This is a genomic window from Nesterenkonia xinjiangensis (assembly GCF_013410745.1).
GTDB classification, from domain to species: Bacteria; Actinomycetota; Actinomycetes; order Actinomycetales; family Micrococcaceae; genus Nesterenkonia; species Nesterenkonia xinjiangensis.
In genome coordinates this window covers 1,385,954-1,403,678 of sequence record NZ_JACCFY010000001.1, presented here as the reverse complement: position 1 = coordinate 1,403,678, position 17,725 = coordinate 1,385,954, and the positions used below count along the sequence as shown (strand labels likewise).

Genomic DNA, 17,725 nt, shown 5'->3' with positions numbered 1-17,725 from the left:
CTCGGTGCTGAGGGTGCTCACAGGGTGATCTCCGGAATGTCGATGGTGCGGCGTTCGGCGGCGGACTGCAGCCCGAGCTCGGCCAGCTGGACGCCGCGGGCGGCGGAGAGCAGGCCGAAGCGGTGCTCACGGCCGGCGACGACGTCGGCGAGGAACTCCTCCCACTGCAGCTTGAAACCGTTGTCCAGCTCGGCGTTGGCGGGCACCTCCATCCACTGGTCCCGGAAGGACTCGGTGACGGGCAGGTCGGGGTTCCACACGGGCTTCGGGGTGTGGGCGCGCTGCTGGGCCACGCACTTGTTCAGCCCGGCGACGGCGGAGCCGTGCGTGCCGTCGATCTGGAACTCGACGAGCTCGTCGCGGTACACGCGCACGGCCCAGGAGGAGTTGATCTGGCCGACGACCTCGTCGCCCTCGGGGGTCTCCAGCTCGAAGATGCCGTAGGCGGCGTCGTCGGCGTCAGCGTCATAGGGCTTGTCGTTCTCGTCCCAGCGCTTCGGGATGTGGGTGGCGGTCTTGGAGGTCACGGACTTGACCTTGCCGATGATGCCCTCGAGCACGTAGTTCCAGTGGCAGTACATGTCCGTGGTCATGGAGCCGCCGTCGGCCAGGCGGTAGTTCCAGGAGGGTCGCTGGGCGGGCTGGTGGTCTCCCTCGAAGACCCAGTAGCCGAACTCGCCGCGCAGCGAGAGGATGCGGCCGAAGAAGCCCTCCTCCACCAGGCGGCGCAGCTTGACCAGGCCGGGGAGGTAGAGCTTGTCATGCACGACGCCGGCGGTGATGCCGGCGGACTTGGCCTGGGATGCGAGGGCCACGGCCTCCTCGAGGCTCTCGGCGGTGGGCTTCTCCGTGAAGACGTGCTTGCCGGCGGAGATGGCCTTGGAGAGCGTCGCGTAGCGCAGGGAGGTCATCGAGGCGTCGAAGACGATGTCGATGGAGGGGTCGTTGATGGCGCCGTCGAGGTCGGTCGTGAAGTGCTCGACGTCGTGCGTGGCGGCGAGCTCCTTGATCTTGGCCTCGTTGCGGCCGATGAGGATCGGCTCGACGGTCACCTGGGAGCCGTCGGGCAGTGTGATGCCGCCCTGGTCGCGGATCGGGAGGATGGACCGCAGCAGGTGCTGGCGGTAGCCCATCCGGCCGGTGATGCCGTTCATGGCGATGCGGAGGACGCGGGGCTCGGTCATGGGATCGGGGCTCCTTGAAGGTGGTGGCGGGCCGATGAGGTCGGAATGCGCTTTCCACGGTAGTATCGAGGGAAAGTGTGTGTCAACTGTCACAGTAGGAGCGTCAGATGGCTGTCCGCCTGGCTGATGTGGCCAAAGCCGCAGGGGTCTCCCAGTCCACGGCCTCGCGTGTTCTCAACGGATCCACGCGCCGGCCCAAGCCTGAGATCGCCGACCGCGTGCGTGCTGCGGCCGAGGAGCTCGGGTACTTCCCCAATGCGCAGGCGCAAGCGCTTGCCCGATCCTCGGCAGGGCTCATGGGGCTGATCGTCCATGACATCGCGGACCCGTACTTCTCCTCGATCGCCCGCGGCGCACAGCGTGGCCTGGCCGGCACCGGGGTGCAGCTCATGCTGGCCTCCACTGAGCGCGAGGCCGCCGCCGAGATCGAAGCTGTCCGTGCTTTCATGTCTTATCGGACTGACGCGATACTTCTTGCGGGTTCCCGGGGTACGCAGGACGACGCGCTGCTGCAGAAGGTCCTGGAGACCTATCAGGACAACGGCGGCAAGGTTGCCATGATCGGCCAGCCCTTTCCCAGTGCCGGGGGCGTGCAGATCGACAACGAGGGCGGGGCCGCCGCCCTGGCCGCGGAGCTGCTGAAGCTCGGACATCGGCGGTTCGCGGTGCTCGGCGGCGAGGCTGAGCTCTCCACCTCCGCTCAGCGCTCGGCAGGGTTCCTGGCCAAGCTGAAGTCGGCCGGCGTCGTCCCTGAGGTGGTCCGTGAGGGCACTTTCACCCGCGACGGCGGCTACTTCATGATGAGTGAGCTGATCAGCTCCGGCGTTGTGGCGTCCTCGTCGGCGCCGCTGTGCGTGTTCTGCGTCAACGACGTCATGGCGCTGGGCGCGATGGCTGCGATCCGGGCGGCGGGTCTGCGAGTTCCCGACGACGTCGCGCTGGCCGGTTTCGACGACATCCCCACGCTGGGCGACCAGTTCCCCTCGATCACCACGGTGCGGCTGCCGCTGGAGGAGATCGGCCGCATGACGGCATCGATGACGCTCAACAACGGCGAGGCGGAGCGCCGCATGGTCGTGGAGGGCACGCCCGTTCTGCGCGATTCCACTCGGCTGGACTGAGCCCCGGCCCCGGCCGCGTGCACCGCAGGATGTTCCGGGACTTCTGACGCCTCGTGGGCCCCAAGTTGCTCGTCAGAGCCGGCGGGACGGGCCCCCGCTTTCGAGCCCTCGATCCTTACGCGTCCATGCATTGACGTGTGATCAAGATCTCATATAGCGTGACGGCGTCCTAATGTTATCGATAACGTTTGCTTTCGCAAGGCGCAGAAGGCAGGCCTGGTGAAAGGTGGCGGCATGAAGACTACGACCCATGGACTAGGCGTGACGATCGTTGCCGTGACCGCCCTGTTGGTGGCTGGGTGCGGAAACTCCGAAGGTGAGGAGGGGGATGTGGAGCTCCGCTTCCTCTGGTGGGGTTCGGATACGCGTCATGCCCTCACGGAAGAGGTTATCGAAGCCTATGAGGAGGAGAATCCGGGGGTCTCGATCAGTGCTGAGTATGGCGGGTTCGACGATCACTGGGATCAGCTGGCCACCCAGACGGCGGGAGGCCAGGCTCCGGACATCATCCAGATGGATGAACAGTACCTGCGTGAGTACGCAGATCGCGGCTCCCTGCTGGAGCTTGAGGGCATCGATCTGACCAAGCATGACGAGGCGGCCGTAGAGAACGGGAAGGTAGACGGCCAGCAGTTCGCCGTCACCATGGGGATCAACGCCCAGGTGCTCGTCGCCGACCCGCAGGTCTTCGAGGAGGCGGGGGTCGAGCTTCCCGATCCCATGACATGGACCTGGGAGGACTACGCGTCCATCTCCGCGCAGATCACCGAGCAGCACGAGGATGCCTGGGGGACCTCCATCCCAGGTGGCATGGGTGCCTTCCAGACGTGGATGCGTCAACAAGGAAAGAGCGTGGCCACGGACGCGGGAGAGCTTGGCTTTGAGGCCTCGGACGCCAGCGGATATTTCCAGTACTTCCAGGCCCTCATGGATGACGGAGTCTTGCCCCCGGCTGAACTCATCCAGGAGAACGCGGGGAGCACGATGGAGCAGTCCCTTGCGGCTACGGGTCAGCAGGCGATCTCCACGTGGTGGAGCAACGAGGCTGTGGCCCTGTCCGCCGCTGCGGATCGTGACCTGGAGATCTTGAGGTACCCGAGCTTCACCGGCGACGCCGCGGATGCCGAGCCCTGGTACAAATCGTCGATGTACCTCTCGGCGTCCGCCGGCACAGATCATCCTGAGCAGGTGCAGGACTTCATCGACTTCTTCGTCAATTCAGAATCCGCAGCGGAAATCGTGGGAGTGGAGCGCGGTATCCCGCCGAACCAGGAGATGCGCGAGCTGGTCGCGGAGGATCTCAGCGGTATGGCTGCTGAGACGCTCGACTATATCGACGGAATCGAGTCGGACCTTGGCCGACCGGAGCCGATCACGCCAGAGGGTGGGTCTGATTTCAGTTCAGTGTTGGCGAGATATGAGCTCGAGGTCATCTTTGGTCGGCTGAGCCCCGATGAGGCTGGGCGTTCATTGGTCGAAGAAGCCTCTGCTCAGCTCTCGTGACCTGCATGATCCACATGCTCGCAGTCCCCGGGAGAGATCGGTCGCTCAGGAGGGCGCGGGTCCTGTTGACTCGCGGATAATCAGCTCATTGATCTCCTGCGGCTCCTCGGGGCATGGTCTCCCTGTGACGCGGGACAGGAGTGCCTGCATCGCGAATCGACCCTGAGCTTCTCTGTCGACGGCCACTGTCGTCAAGGAAGGGACGAGGGCGTGGCTGACGTCAAGGTCGTCCCATCCCGTGACGCTGAGATCCTCGGGAGTGCTCAAGCCTGCTTCCCAGGCTGCCCGAATGGCGCCGATCGCGATGTGGTCGCTGGCTGAGACGACGGCCGTCGCGTCCAGGTCCAGAAGTGAGGTCATCGCCTGATGGCCTGAGGTGACAGACCATCCGCATTCCTTGACGCCACGCGATGTCAGGCCGAGCGCAGCGATCGCTTCGTCATAGGCGCGTCGTCGCGAGGCAGCGGTGGTCCACTCCTGGGGGCCCGCCAGGTGGATGAATCGGCGGTGCCCGAGTTCGGCCAGGTGTTCGATGATGCCCCCGACCAATGTGCTGTCAGCCAGCGGGCCCTGGCCGCGGAAGTCGGCATCGAAGTGGTCGAATATGTGCAGCGCGCAGGAGGTCGCCGTCGGGCCATGGCTTGCGAGGCCTGAGATGGAGCCGAACGACAGGACCCCCTCGACGCGGCCTGAGTCCACGAGATCCTCCACGACGCGCGCCCGGTCTTCCGGGGCCCCCTCGGTCAGGGTGATCTCCAGGGCGAATCCGGCCTGGTGTGCCACGTCGGCGGCCGCCATCACGGAGCGCGTGGGGACGGCTTGGATCCGCGGGGGCATGACCAGGGCGAGGACGCCTGTCAGACGAGTTCGCATGGATCGGGCCACCAGGTTCGGGCGGTAGCCCAGCTCGGTGATGGCAGCCTCGATGCTTTCGGCGGTTCGTGTGCGAAAGCCGCCGTCGCGCCGGAGGTAGCGCGACACGGTCTGAGCGGACACGCCCGCGCGCTCTGCGACCTGCCAGACCGTCGGCCGACCGGTGGGGCGACGACTCATGTGGACTCCTCGGCACGTTGACGGAGATCGTGGCCAGCATATCCGGGACTCTCCCACATCTCTTCGGGGATAGTTGGGCTGCGGCACCATCATTGACCTGTGAGACATGTCACCCTAGATTGTCAGGACAAGGTGAACGATCACACCATAGGGGGACACCATGGAACACCGCCGTTCCGCCGCCAGACCTGCCTGGACGCTGCAGCCGCGCCGACGTCGCGGGGCCTCTGCCCTGACCGCCGGGCTTGCCGCCGCTCTGGCGCTCACCGCCTGCGGGGGAGGAGGGGGTGGCGACGACGATGAGGTCACCCTGCGCTTCGTCTGGTGGGGCTCCGATGCGCGCCACCAGAACACCCAGGAGATCATCGATGCCTTCGAGGAGGAGCACCCGGACATCACCATCAGTGGTGACTTCGGCGACTGGGACGGGTACTGGGACCAGCTCGCCACCCAGACCGCCGCCGCAGACTCCCCGGACATCATCCAGATGGACGAGCTCTACCTGCGCGAATACGCGGACCGTGGATCGCTGCTGGACCTGGACCAGGTCGACACCTCGCAGATGGACGACACGGTCGTGGACAACGGGCGCACCGAAGGGGGTCTCTATGGGATCACCATCGGCATCAACGCCTTCACCATCCTGGCCAACCCGGACCTCTTCGACGAGGCAGGCGTGGAGATGCCCGACGACGCCACCTGGACCTGGGACGACTACCGGGACATCGCCGTGGAGCTCAGTGAGGACCTCGACGGCGCCTGGGGTGCCGGCGGCTTCGACGAGACCGGCGGATTCCAGACCTGGGCGCGCCAGCAGGGCGGACATCTGAGCAATGACGAGGGTGAGCTCGGTTTCGACGTCGAGGATGCCGAGAGCTATTTCGAGTACATCGCGGAACTGCTGGACGCCGGGGCTACGCCTGCGGCCTCGGCGCTCGCGGAGGACCAGGGTGTCGGTCCGGACCAGTCGCTGACCACTGCCGGGGAGGTCGCCATGCGCGCCTGGTGGTCGAACCAGTCGGTGGCGCTCTCCGAGTCGACTGGCACGGAGCTGGAGCTGCTGCGCTTCCCGAGCCACACCGGCGATGCTGAGGACGCCGCGCCCTGGTACAAATCCTCCATGTTCCTCTCCGGCAGCGCTGCCACGGATCATCCCGAGGAGGTGCAGCTGTTCATCGACTTCTTCGTGAACTCTGAGGAGGCTGCGCTGATCGACATGGCGGAGCGCGGCATCCCGCCGAACAACGAGATCCGGCAGACCGTCACGGAGGAGCTCGAGGGCCCTCAGCTGGCCATGGCTGAGTACATCGACCAGATCGAGGGTGAGCTCGGCCCCTCGGAGCCGGTGCCGGCGATGGGTGGATCGGCCTTCCAGCAGATCCTCTACCGCTATCAGGACGAGGTGCTCTTCGAGCGGATGTCCCCGGCCGAGGCTGCCGAGGCGATGGTCGGCGAGATGGAGGGCGAGCTGCGCTAGGCGGGTGCTCAGGTTCATTCCCGAGCCGTATCGTCGCATGTCGAACCGGCACTGTGGAATGACCTCTCGCCCATTGAGGCGTGACACACCTCACACATAGGGTCATGGAGTCGCTCTGCCCGTTCCATGAGGGGATCCATGCACTCCACACGTCGCCGCGCCTCGTTGGCGCTGCTCACTGCCTCCGCGCTGCTGGCCACCAGTATGGCCGGCGCCACCGCATCGCCCGAGGCCTCCACTGGCCCTGAGGAGGTTGAGCGATGGCACACCGCCCATGCCGGGGTCGGCTCCGGCGGTGAGGTGACAGAGCACGACGACGGCACGCTGACCTTTGACGCCGTCGGCAACAGTGGCAAGGTCGCTGACTCCGAGGACGGCTTCTGGTATCACTACACGGAGATCGACCCGGAGGCCGAGAATTTCACCCTCGAGGCCACCTTCGAGGTGGAGGAGGCTGCGCAGAAGGACAACCAATCCGGCTTCGGGCTCATCGCCGTCGACGACTTCATCCCTGACTCCGGCGCAGCCCGCTACTTCAACTCCGCCGGCACCCAGATCGCCAAGTTCCATACCAGCCTGGACGGTGAGACCGGCACCCGCTACGGCACTCCCGGCGGGAAGGTCGTCCACGGCTACACGGAGTCTTCCACTCAGAACTCCTCCGACCGGGACATGAGCGACTCCCGTGCCTTCGACTGGCACCACAAGGACGGGCTGGTCGAGGGAGACAACGCGAACCCGCCGCGCTTCGAAGCCGGCGACGTCTACGAGCTGACCCTGCGGAAGTCCAACACCGGCTTCCACGCGATCTGGCATCGCGACGGCGAGGAGCTCGAGTCCATCAGCTATGACCCGGACATGCTGCTGGTCCAGGACGACGAGCGCTACTACGTGGGGCTGTTCACCGCGCGCAACATCCGCACCGCCGTCACCGACTGGAGCTTCACCACCATCCACCCGGACGACGACGAGGATCCGCTGGAGCGTCCCACCGAGCAGGTGACACCGACGCTGAGTACGGACATCACGAGCACCACCCCGCACTCCGAGATCGAGGTGCCGCTGCTCGCCGACGCCTACGGCGAGGCTGTCATCCTCGACGAGGACGGCGAGGAGGTCACCGAGACGGTGGACCTCGAGCCCGGCCAGCGCGAGCGGGTGCCGCTCGGCGGCCTGGAGTCCGGCGACAACTCCTTCACCGCCCGGCTCACCCCGGACGAGGAGCAGCCGCACTATGAGGACTGGGAGGAGCTGGCCTCCACGGATCCGGTGGAGCTGGAGCTGAGCTTCCATGTGGCACGCTTCGGCGACCCGGGGGAGTCCCTCCACGTGGCCCCGGACGGCGATGCCGACGGCGACGGGACCCAGGCGGGCCCGCTGGACCTGCCCACCGCCGTCGCCTACGCCCAGCCGGGTCAGCAGATCGTGCTGGCCGAGGGTACGTATCAGCCCCAGGAGGCGATCGTCGTCGAGCGGGGCCGCGACGGCACCGCGGAGGAGCCCATCACACTGATGTCCTCGCCCCACGGCCGGGCCACCCTGGACCTTTCGGAGTCTTCCAGCGGCGGCCTGGTGCTGCGCGGCGACCACTGGCACCTCCATGACCTGGAGATCACCCGGTCCCGGGGCTATCAGAAGCCGCTGCTCATCCAGGGCCACCACAATGTGATCGAGCGGATCGAGACCCACCACAACGGGGACACCGGACTGCAGATCTCCGGCAACGGCCACGAGCCTTTTGAGATGTGGCCCTTGCACAACCTGGTGGTCTCCTCGGAGTCACACAACAATGCCGACCCCAACGTCAACGACGCCGACGGCTTCGCCGCGAAGCTCACGGTGGGAGAAGGCAACGTGTTCCGTCACACCATCTCGCACCACAATATCGACGACGGCTACGACCTCTACGCGAAGTCCACCACTGGCTCGATCGGCACGGTGACCATCGAGGACTCCGTGGCCTACAACAACGGCTGGCTCAAGGAGGAGGGTCTGGACGTGCTGCGGCAGGGAAACGGCTTCAAGCTGGGCGGCGAGTCCATGCCGGGTGACCACCTGCTGCGCAATTCTGTCTCCTACAACAACCTCTCCCACGGGGTCACCTCCAACTCTGGGCCGGACGTCCGTCTGGAGGAGGTGACCACGGTAGGCAACGGGATGGTCTCCGAGGAGATGTCTGGGTCCGGCATCCAGCTGCACACCAACGCGGCGGAGACCGCCTATGAGATCACTGGTGCGCTGTCCTGGCGGGGCAGCCGTGAGGACTCGCTGCAGCTGGACCAGGAGGACACCTGGCTGCTGCAGGACCCGAGCAACTACTTCGACGGGCAACGCGCCGGCGAGGACGACTCCCGCCCGGCCGCGGTGGCCGAGGACTGGTTCGAGTCCATGGACGTCGACGACATCCGCCCCGAGATCGGCGAGGACGGCTCGGTGCAGATGCACGGTCTGCTGGAGCTGACCGACGTCGCCCCCGAGGGCACTGGTGCCCGCATCGGCGCCATCGAGGAGCCCACGATCATCGAGCTGCTGCCGGAGGTCGGCAGCGGCTCCGAGGGTGGGGAGGACGGCGTCGGCGCGCCGCCGCGCGGTCCAGGCAGCAACAACGGCCGGGGCCATGGCCCCGGAGAGAACCCGGGCCAGGGACAGGGTCGGGGCGTGGTGGATCACCCGGTCCACGGCTGAGCCTCTCCGGGGTGCCGCTGCGAGGCGGCACCCCGGCGATCATCTCGTGGCCGCATCGTTCCATGCGGGATCCGCATCATGGATATGAATCGTTTTATTGACTGTGCCGTGCGTCACATCCTAGCCTGGTGTCACTCTCATCACTCAGGGCGGAGCGCACAGTTGAATCGTTCCATTGATGACGGCGGCCGCGCGGCACATGCTTCGCAGGGCCCCCGCTCCGCACCTCACCGCACACACCAGGGGACGCACATGAAGCACACGAAGCTGGCCAGACTCTCAGCAGCAGCAGTGATCGGCGCTGTGGCCCTCACCGCCTGCGGCGGCGACGAAGGTGGCGCCGACGGCGCAGGAGACGTCGAAGAGGTCCACCTGCGCGTGGCCTGGTGGGGCTCTGACCACCGCCACGCCAACACCGAGGCGATCATCGACGACTTCACCGAAGAGCACCCGCACATCACCATCGACGGAGAGTTCAACGACTGGACCGGCTACCAGGACACTCTCGCCACCCAGGTGGCCTCCGGGGACGCCCCTGACGTCGTCCAGCTCGACGACGAGTTCATCCGTGAGTACGCGGACCGCGGGGCGCTGCTGGAGCTCACCGACGTCGACACCTCCGGCATCGACCCCACCATCGTGGAGGGCGGCCAGTCCGAAGGGGTCCAGTACGCCATTCCCACGGGCGTGAATGCGCTGGTCATGATGGCCAACCCGGAGCTCTTCGAGGAGGCCGGGGTAGAGATGCCCGATGACACCACGTGGACCTGGGAGGAATTCATCGACGTCTCCTCCACCATCCAGGAGGAGACTGGGGCCTACGGCACCAACAATCCCATCGCCCAGACACTCATGGTCTGGCTGCGGCAGCAGGACAAGGGTCTCTTCACCGAGGACGGTCAGCTCGGCATCGAGGCCGACGACGCCGCGGAGTACTTCGCCTTCCTCGAGGAGCTCGTCGAGGAGGGGGCGCTGCCCAGCGCCTCCGAGATGGCGGAGGAGGAGTCGGCCGTCATGGAGGACTCGCTGATCGCCACGCATCGGTCCGCCATGGGCATGTCCTGGACCAACCAGCTGCCGGCGCTGACCGAGGCATCCGGAGTGGAGCTGGTCCCGCTGCGCTTCCCGAGCCCCACGGGTCAGGCTGAGGACAACGGCCTCTGGTTCAAGAACACGATGCTGATGGGCGCCACCTCCGGCACGGACCATCCGGAGGAGGCTCAGCTGTTCATCGACCACTTCATCAACTCGGTGGACGCCGGCATGCACAACCTCATGGACCGTGGCCTGCCCTCCAACGAGGAGGTGCGCGAAGCCGTCGTCGAGGAGGTCGACGGTCAGGATCTCGTGGTCGCCGAGCTGGTGGACGCCCTCGGGGGCGAGATCACCTCCGCCGAGCCGATGCCGCCGGTCGGCTTCACCGGCATCTCGGACGAGCTCTCGCTGCGCAGCCAGGACGTCTTCTTCGGCCGTATGGACGCCGATGAAGCCGGCGAGTCCTTCGTGGACGCCGCGAACCGCATCCTCGAGTGAGCTGAGCCCGCCCCGCGCGGCAGCCCGACTCGCACGGCAGGCCGACCATCAGAAGGAGAGACATGAGCACACGTACGGCACGCCTGACCGGTGCGGCGCTTGTCGCCGCCCTGGGCCTGACGGCCTGCGGCGGCGGAGGTGGTGGCGGTGACGGTGAGGACGAGGATGTCACCCTGCGCTTCGCCTTCTGGGGCTCGGACACCCGGGTGCAGAACACCGAGGAGATCATCGAGGTCTTCGAGGAGGAGCATCCGCACATCGAGGTCGTCATCGAGTACAACGACTGGGACGGCTTCTGGGATCAGCTGGCCACCCAGGCCGCCGGCGGCGAGGCTCCGGACATCTTCCAGATGGACGCCCCGTACCTGCGTGAATACGGGGAGCGCGGCGCACTGCTGGACCTCTCCGACGTCGATCTCAGCGCCATGCCCGAGGACATCGTCGAGTCGGGCAGCATCGACGGCGAGTACTACGGACTCGCCTCAGGGGTGAACGCGGTGGCGGTGGTGGTCAATCCGCGGCTCTTCGAGGAGGCCGGGGTGGAGATGCCGGACGACACCACCTGGACCTGGGAGGACTTCGCGGACATCGCCACGGAGATCACCGAGAGCCTCGACGGCGTCTACGGTGCCTCCGGGCCGGCTGAGCCGCAGTCGCTGCAGGCGTGGGTCCGTCAGCAGGGTGTGCAGCTGACTGACGCCGACGGTGAGCTCGGTGTGGAGGTCCAGCACCTGGAGGACTATCTGAGCTACGTCGATGAGCTGCGCCGAGCAGGGGCCTACCCTCCGGCGGAGGTCATGGTGGAGGAGCTCACCGCTCCGCAGGACCAGTCCCTGGAGGCGTCCGGCGGTGCCGCGATGGCGTTCAGCTGGACCAACCTCCTCGGCGCGCTGCAGGACGCCGGCGGGGAGGAGCTCGAGCTGCTGCGGCTGCCCAGCCCCACCGGGGACGTCGCCGATGCCCAGCAGTGGTACAACACCGGCATGGTCTCGGCCTCCTCCAGCACCGATCATCCGGAGGAGGTGGTGGAGTTCCTGGACTTCTTCGTCAACGATCTGCGCTCGGCGGAGATCAACATGACAGACCGCGGACTCTCAGCCAACACCGAGATCCGGCCCCAGCTGATGGACACCATGGACGAGGCCAACGCGGCCGCCGCCGAGTTCATGGATGAGATCGAGGACGAGCTCGGAGAGCCCGCACCGGTGCCTGCCACCGGCTTCGGGCAGCTGGCTGACGTCATCCACCGGTACGAGGCGGAGGTGTTCTTCGAACGGATGACCCCGGCCGAGGCCGCAGAGGCCATGCACGCCGAGTTCGAGTCCACGCTCGGCTGAGATCCGGCGGGCGTCAGCCGCCCGCCCCACAGGCGCGTCGTCGGGTCCCTGTGATCCGCCCGGCGACGGAGACCCCACGGGGTTTCTTGGAGGGGACGGCCCTGGTGCGAGGTCGTCCCCTCCAACACGTCCGCACACCCGACCCCCACTCCCGAAGGGAAGCCCCTCATGACCCCGGCCGCCGCCCCAGATCCGCGCAGCACGACGTCGACCCCCGCCGCTCGCGCCGAGCTCTTGGAGGGGTTCCGCGCCCCGGACCCCGCCGCACGCCCGATGATGCGCTGGTGGTGGTTCGGGCCCGACGTCGCCCGGGAGGATCTGGTCCGGGACCTGGACAGGATGCGCGAGGCCGGGATCGGAGGTGTGGAGGTCGCCGTCGTGTACCCGCTCAGCGAGACCACCGACCGCTTTCTCTCCGAGACCTTCCTGGCCGATCTGCGGCACGCCGCCGAGGCGGCCGAGGAGCGAGGGCTGCGCTTCGACGTCACCCTCGGCTCCGGGTGGCCCTACGGCGGCCCGCACGTGGACGAGACCACCGGGGCACGGAAGCTCAGCTGGACCCATGAAGAGGTCCCGATGGGAGAGCATCGGCTGCCGATCCCTGCCATCTGGCCCGGCGACGAGTTCATCGCCGGCTACATCGGAGACGGCACCGCCCACGAGACCCCGGAGTCCTTCAGCCCGCTCGAGATCGACGGCGAGGAGCTCATCATCCCCGCCGGACGGGGTCCACGGGTGGTGCTCCTGGCTGTCTCCCGGCTGACCCGCCAGTCGCTCAAGCGTGCGGCCGTCGGTGCCGAGGGCTGGGCGCTGGACCACCTCTCGGCCGAGGCCGCACGGGCGCACATCGCCGCCGTGGCCGAGCCGCTGGTCGACGCGGTGGGGGCCGAGCGCCTAGGCACTGTCTTCTGCGACAGCCTCGAGGTCTACGACGCCGACTGGACGCCGTCCTTCCCTCAGGAGTTCAGGGCTCGGCGTGGCTACGACGTCCTGCCTCACCTCTGGCGGCTCACGCTGCCCGGGCAGGGCGGCGCCGCGTTCCGCGCCGACCATCACCGCACCGTCACCGAGCTGCTGGAGGAGAACTTCATCCGGGTCTTCGGCGACTGGGCACGCTCACGGGGCGTGCCCTTCCGCATCCAGGGCTACGGCGTCCCCGCGGCGACCGTGAGCTCCTACCGCCATGCGGACCGTTTCGAGGGCGAAGGCTGGGGCTGGGACGTGGTGACCGCCTGCCGGTGGGCCAGCTCCGCCGGGCAGATCTACGGTCAGCAGGTCGTGTCCTCCGAGGCGTGGACCTGGACGCATTCGCCCTCGTACCGCTCCACGCCGCTGGACATCCTCGCCGAGGCCCAGGATCACCTGCTGATGGGGATCAACCACTTCATCGGTCACGGCTGGCCGAACTCTCCGCGGCCGGAGGACGGCACCCTGGGTCGGGTCTTCTACGCCTCCGGGGCGCTCGATGATCGCAACACGTGGTGGGCGGCCGCCCCGGCCCTGTGGGGCACGATCCACCGGCTCTCCTGGCTCATGCGGCAGGGAAGCCGGCTCTCCGACGTCGGGGTCTATGTGCCCGCCCGGGACGTCTACGCCGGCTTCGCGGCGGCCGGTCGCACCGACCTCTACAAGGAGACCCGGCGGCACATCGGAGACGAGCTGCCCCATGCCCTGCGCACCACCGGGGCGGACTATGACCTCTTCGACGACGACGCCGTCGACCGCCTGGAGCCCACGCGGTTCCCTGTGGTGGTGCTTCCTTATGCCCGGGACATCCCGGAGCGTACCCGTGCCTGGCTGAGGTCGGTGCTCGAGGCCGGAGGCGCCGTGCTGGACCTCGGCGGCCAGGCGCATCTGGGTGTGGCCGTGGACTCCGCCGCCGAGGCCGCCCGCGGGGTGACCGGTCCGGTGAGCCTGAGCAGGGGGGATGGCTCACCCAACGACTCTGTGGCCGTGACCACCCGGCAGCTCGAGAGGGACGGGTCCGGGGGAGGAGGCCTCCGGGTGCACTTCGTGGCCAACACCGGTTCAGAGCCGGCTGAGGTGCGGCTGAGGTTCCGGGACGACGCCGAGCGAGCCCCCTCCGGGGACGTGCTGGAGCGCTGGGATCCCGAGACGGGGCAGGTGCTGGGATTCCATGCGCTGCCGCTCCACGGGTCCAGGCACCTGGATCTGCGCCTGGAGGCCTATGAGTCCGCTGTGCTGATCCAGCACGGCGAGGAGGCGCCCCGGGCGCTTCCTCCGGTGTCCTTCCGTGAGGCCGCCGAAATTCCGGCCGGCGCCGTCGTCGAGCTGGAGACCTGGCAGGTGCGCTTCCCGGACGAGGACGCGGCCGCCGAGGTCACCCCGCCGCACCAGTGGGAGCAGATCGATGGCCGGCAGATGTACTCCGGCGCCGCCGAGTACACCACCCGGATCAGCGTCCCCGATGGGAGCCGGCAGGTCATCCTGGACTTCGGGGAGGCCGCACCTCACCAGCTGGTCGACCCTGCCTCCAACGGCCTCATGGAGGCCTCCTTCCGCGCCGAGGTGGAGCCCCCTGTGGGGGTGATCGCCGTGGTCCGTGTGGACGGTCGCCGGGCCGGCACGGTCTGGAGGCCGCCCTACCGTCTGGACCTCACCGACCTGGTCACCCCGGGCCAGGAGCATGAGCTGAGCGTGGAGGTCGCCAACGTCACCAGCCATCGGCTCGCCGCCGACGAGGGGCTGCCCCGCATGGTGGAGACCGCCCGCGCCCATCACGGACGCCGATTCGGCATGCAGGCTTTGGAGCTCGCGCTCGCCGACGTCGCCTCCGGGCTGCTGGCCGTCCCGCGCCTGCGGGTGGAGTGAGCCGCCCTCTCGTTGAGCCGGTGAGTTTCCGCCCGAACTCCGCTCGTGGGGGCGTCTTTCCGGCCGAAACACACCATCTCAACCGGGTCGGGGTCGGGGGGCGGGGCCTTCCGGTCGGGCCTCCTGACATGAGACGAATGGAAGCAGACGAGTGAAAGGTGAGACCCGCGATGACCTCAGGTGGAGCGCATGTCGTCCAGCCAGGAGCCACCCTGCCCGGATCCGGGATCCTCTTCCCGGAGGAGGACCGCGACGCCAGCCCGTACACCGGGTACACCCGCGCCCATTGGGAGGCCATGGCCGACCACCTCGTCGGTTCGGCCTGGCGCTGGGCCAGCCCGGGCCGGGCGCACCTGAACCTTCCTGGCCGGGCCTCGCGCAGCGGGGTCCGATCCGACGGGCTCGAGGGGTTCGCCCGCTCCATGCTGGCGGCTGCCTTCCGGGTCCGTGGCGCCGACGGCGCTGACCCGCACGGCTGGCTGGAACGCTATGCAGAGGGTCTGCGAGCCGGGACGGCAGCGGCCGGAGTCCGCGGGGCCGAGCCGTGGCTGACCATCCGGGATCATGATGTGCAGGGACAGCCCATGGTGGAGTCCGCCTCCGTCGCGCTGTCCCTGCGGCTGACCCGCCCCTGGTTGTGGGATCAGCTCGACGAGGACGTCCAGGACTCTGTGGAGACCTGGCTGCGCGGGGCCATCACCTCGGTGCCGGCGCCCAACAACTGGTACCTGTTCCCCTACTCGGTGGCCGGGTTCCTGGAGTCCGTGGGACGCGGGGACGAGCTCACCGCCGCCGCCCAGGAACGGGCCCTGCACCTGCTGGAGACCTGGGACAGGGGCCAGGGCTGGTACACCGACGGCGACGGTCAGGCCTTCGACCACTACAACGGCTGGGCGCTGCATCTCTATCCGGTGCTGGACGCCCACCTGCGCGGCGAATCCGGGATCCACGGCACCCGGCTGGAGGAGTTCCTCCAGGAGTATCGGCACCTTTTCGGCGCTGACGGGGCTCCGCTCTTCCAGGGCCGGTCGATGACCTACCGCTTCGCAGCCGGCGCCGCCGTCGCCCTCGGCGCGGTCACCGGAGACACTCCGATGCCCCCGGGGGAGTCCAAGCGGCTGCTGAACTCCACGCTGAAGTACTTCCTGGACCGGGGGGCCTTCACCGACCACGGGCTGCTCAGCCTCGGCTGGCACGGCTCGCACCCTGCCACGGTCCAGCCTTACTCGGGACCGGCCTCCCCGCTGTGGGCCACCAAGTCACTGATCGGGCTGCTGCTGCCCGCCGATGCTCCGCTGTGGAGCGCAGCCGAAGGGGAGCGGCCGCTGGATCATCACGACGTCGCCTTCGGCATGACCTCCACCGGCTGGGCCGTCCAGGCCACCCGCGAGGACGGCATCGTCCGGGTGCACAACCACGGCAGCGACCACCTGCGGCCCCATCAGGCCGAGGACGCCGGCAGAGAAGATCCGCTGTACTCCCGACTGGCCTACTCCACCGCCACCGGCCCGACGCCGCGTGGCGACGTGCCGGACAACCATGTGGCGCTGCGCTTCCGCGGGCGCAGCAGCGCACGGTGCCGTCTGCACCCGCTGGGAGCCGGCGGCGGTGGAGGCTGGGCCTGGGCGGCCTCCTGGCACCGGCCCATCTTCCCGGGCGGATCGGTGGCCATGCCGGGGCTGCGCCTGGAGTCCTATGTGGTCGCCCGCGGGGCCGAGGAGGTCCGCATCGATCGGATCCTCGGGGCGTGCTTCCCGATGGAGGTCCAGCACACCGGCTGGGCGGTGCCCCCCGGTGGTGAACTGACCTCCACGCTGGAAGGGCTCCACGGCTGGGAGGCCCACGAGCAGCTGACCTCCCCGGCGGGCACCGCCTTCGCCGAATGGTGCGAGATCCCGTGCCTGCGCGCCGGGGTGAGCGGCTCTTCGGTGCTGGTGTCCCGGGCGCAGCTGCGCGGCCGCGTGCCCGCGGCCGAGTCATCAGGCCTTGCCGCAGGTGAGGCTGGCGGTGACACTTGCCGGACAGCCGACGTCGGTGGTGCCGGTGCTGCCGGAGACTCCGCCGTCGGCGTGGTGGACCTGACCGTGACCTCCGAGGGAGTGTCCTTCCGCTGGGCCGACGAGGACGTGCTCACCACGGTGCGCTTCGACCCGGCGGAGGTCAGCCGGCACGAAGGAGGCGAGGGATCATGAGCTGGAAGCTCAGCGTCAGCACCCTGGGAATGCCCGGCCGTCCGGTGGTGGAGTCGGTGCGTACCGCGCTCGACCACGGCTGCGACGGTGTCGAGCTTCGCGTGCACCCCGACGAGGAGGTGACCCTCGGGATGGGCGACGGCGCCGCCCGGGACGCCGCCCGGCATGTCACCGACGCAGGGCTGGAGATCTCCTGCCTGGCCGGCTACGTGCGGGTCTGCGGCGGCACCGAGGAGGACGACGACGCCGTCATCGAGGAGCTGGGGGCCCTGATCCGGCTGGCGGAGGTGATGGGCGCACCGTCCGTGCGGGTCTTCCCCGGCGGCACGCACGCCGGGCGGCAGGCGGCGCACCGACGGATCGAGGCCGTGCTGGAGGACCTCACGTCCACCGGCGTCCAGCTCCTGGTGGAGACCCACGACTCCCACCCCACCGCCGAGGACGTCCTCGAGCTGCTCGCCCCCTTCGGCGAGGACCCGCGCGTCGGGGTGCTCTGGGATATCCTGCATCCGTTCATCAACGGCGAGGAGCCCTCCACGACTGCCAGTCTGCTGGGTGGGCGGGTGCACTATGTGCAGGTCAAGGACGCCTCCATGGCCCAGGACTGGAAGCCTGCCGTCACCGGTGAGGGGGACCTGCCCCTGGAGGAGATCGGCCGGCTGCTGACTGGCGGCTCGGGATGGATCTCCCTGGAGTGGGAGCGCGCCTGGTACCCGGACATCCCTGAGATCTCCGTGCCGCTGGCCGCCACCGCCCAGTGGTTCGAGAAGACGCTGCGCTGAGCGGCACGAGAGACCCCGCCTCTGTC

The 17,725-nt window shown here is 68.3% G+C and carries 11 protein-coding genes; 9 read left to right on the top strand and 2 right to left on the bottom strand.

All coding sequences use genetic code 11. The annotated features are described in order from the left end of the window. Positions 1–17 precede the first annotated feature (17 nt). Positions 18–1,184, bottom strand: coding sequence for a Gfo/Idh/MocA family protein (locus tag HNR09_RS06435; RefSeq protein WP_179541289.1), 1,167 nt, complete (start codon positions 1,182–1,184; stop codon positions 18–20). 107 nt (positions 1,185–1,291) lie between these two features. On the opposite strand from HNR09_RS06435, the gene HNR09_RS06430 reads away from it, so the two are divergent. Next, positions 1,292–2,305, top strand: coding sequence for a LacI family DNA-binding transcriptional regulator (locus HNR09_RS06430; protein WP_179541288.1), 1,014 nt, complete (start codon positions 1,292–1,294; stop codon positions 2,303–2,305). A 234-nt stretch (positions 2,306–2,539) separates the two neighbouring features. Then, positions 2,540–3,808: an ABC transporter substrate-binding protein gene (locus HNR09_RS06425; RefSeq protein ID WP_179541287.1), complete on the top strand. Its 1,269-nt coding sequence runs from the start codon at positions 2,540–2,542 to the stop codon at positions 3,806–3,808. Positions 3,809–3,853: 45 nt separating this feature from the next. Here HNR09_RS06425 and HNR09_RS06420 read toward each other — a convergent pair whose 3' ends face one another. Beyond that, the gene (locus HNR09_RS06420) at positions 3,854–4,861 is read right to left on the bottom strand and encodes a LacI family DNA-binding transcriptional regulator (protein ID WP_179541286.1); all 1,008 of its coding nucleotides are present in this window, start codon (positions 4,859–4,861) and stop codon (positions 3,854–3,856) included. A gap of 160 nt (positions 4,862–5,021) precedes the next feature. Here HNR09_RS06420 and HNR09_RS06415 point away from each other — a divergent pair, with 160 nt between their 5' ends. The 7 genes from HNR09_RS06415 (at position 5,022) to HNR09_RS06385 (ending at position 17,699) form a co-directional block, all read left to right on the top strand. Next, positions 5,022–6,338 carry an ABC transporter substrate-binding protein gene (locus HNR09_RS06415; protein ID WP_179541285.1) on the top strand — a complete coding sequence of 439 codons (1,317 nt, stop codon included), beginning with the start codon at positions 5,022–5,024 and terminating at the stop codon, positions 6,336–6,338. A gap of 138 nt (positions 6,339–6,476) precedes the next feature. Beyond that, on the top strand, positions 6,477–9,023 hold the full coding sequence (locus tag HNR09_RS06410; protein WP_179541284.1) for a polysaccharide lyase domain-containing protein: 2,547 nt from the start codon (positions 6,477–6,479) through the stop codon (positions 9,021–9,023). A 252-nt stretch (positions 9,024–9,275) separates the two neighbouring features. Further along, positions 9,276–10,556: an ABC transporter substrate-binding protein gene (locus HNR09_RS06405; RefSeq protein ID WP_179541283.1), complete on the top strand. Its 1,281-nt coding sequence runs from the start codon at positions 9,276–9,278 to the stop codon at positions 10,554–10,556. Positions 10,557–10,618: 62 nt separating this feature from the next. Next, positions 10,619–11,893, top strand: coding sequence for an ABC transporter substrate-binding protein (locus HNR09_RS06400; RefSeq protein ID WP_179541282.1), 1,275 nt, complete (start codon positions 10,619–10,621; stop codon positions 11,891–11,893). A 168-nt stretch (positions 11,894–12,061) separates the two neighbouring features. Continuing rightward, positions 12,062–14,725, top strand: coding sequence for a glycosyl hydrolase (locus tag HNR09_RS06395; RefSeq protein ID WP_179541281.1), 2,664 nt, complete (start codon positions 12,062–12,064; stop codon positions 14,723–14,725). A 170-nt stretch (positions 14,726–14,895) separates the two neighbouring features. Continuing rightward, complete coding sequence (locus tag HNR09_RS06390) at positions 14,896–16,917, top strand: DUF2264 domain-containing protein (RefSeq protein WP_179541280.1); 2,022 nt, start codon at positions 14,896–14,898, stop codon at positions 16,915–16,917. Continuing rightward, a complete protein-coding gene (locus tag HNR09_RS06385; protein WP_179541279.1) occupies positions 16,914–17,699 on the top strand; it encodes a sugar phosphate isomerase/epimerase family protein in 786 nt (261 codons plus the stop codon). The genes HNR09_RS06390 and HNR09_RS06385 overlap by 4 nt, the downstream gene beginning before the upstream one ends. The last annotated feature ends 26 nt before the right edge of the window (positions 17,700–17,725 follow it).

Excerpts from the sequence above, each read along its gene's own strand:
- HNR09_RS06410 (WP_179541284.1), top strand. The coding sequence starts at position 6,477 with ATGCACTCCACACGTCGCCGCGCCTCGTTGGCGCTGCTCACTGCCTCC.
- HNR09_RS06390 (WP_179541280.1), top strand. The coding sequence starts at position 14,896 with ATGACCTCAGGTGGAGCGCATGTCGTCCAGCCAGGAGCCACCCTGCCC.
- HNR09_RS06405 (WP_179541283.1), top strand. The coding sequence starts at position 9,276 with ATGAAGCACACGAAGCTGGCCAGACTCTCAGCAGCAGCAGTGATCGGC.
- HNR09_RS06430 (WP_179541288.1), top strand. The coding sequence starts at position 1,292 with ATGGCTGTCCGCCTGGCTGATGTGGCCAAAGCCGCAGGGGTCTCCCAG.
- HNR09_RS06415 (WP_179541285.1), top strand. The coding sequence starts at position 5,022 with ATGGAACACCGCCGTTCCGCCGCCAGACCTGCCTGGACGCTGCAGCCG.
- HNR09_RS06435 (WP_179541289.1), bottom strand. The coding sequence starts at position 1,184 with ATGACCGAGCCCCGCGTCCTCCGCATCGCCATGAACGGCATCACCGGC.
- HNR09_RS06420 (WP_179541286.1), bottom strand. The coding sequence starts at position 4,861 with ATGAGTCGTCGCCCCACCGGTCGGCCGACGGTCTGGCAGGTCGCAGAG.
- HNR09_RS06385 (WP_179541279.1), top strand. The coding sequence starts at position 16,914 with ATGAGCTGGAAGCTCAGCGTCAGCACCCTGGGAATGCCCGGCCGTCCG.
- HNR09_RS06425 (WP_179541287.1), top strand. The coding sequence starts at position 2,540 with ATGAAGACTACGACCCATGGACTAGGCGTGACGATCGTTGCCGTGACC.
- HNR09_RS06395 (WP_179541281.1), top strand. The coding sequence starts at position 12,062 with ATGACCCCGGCCGCCGCCCCAGATCCGCGCAGCACGACGTCGACCCCC.
- HNR09_RS06400 (WP_179541282.1), top strand. The coding sequence starts at position 10,619 with ATGAGCACACGTACGGCACGCCTGACCGGTGCGGCGCTTGTCGCCGCC.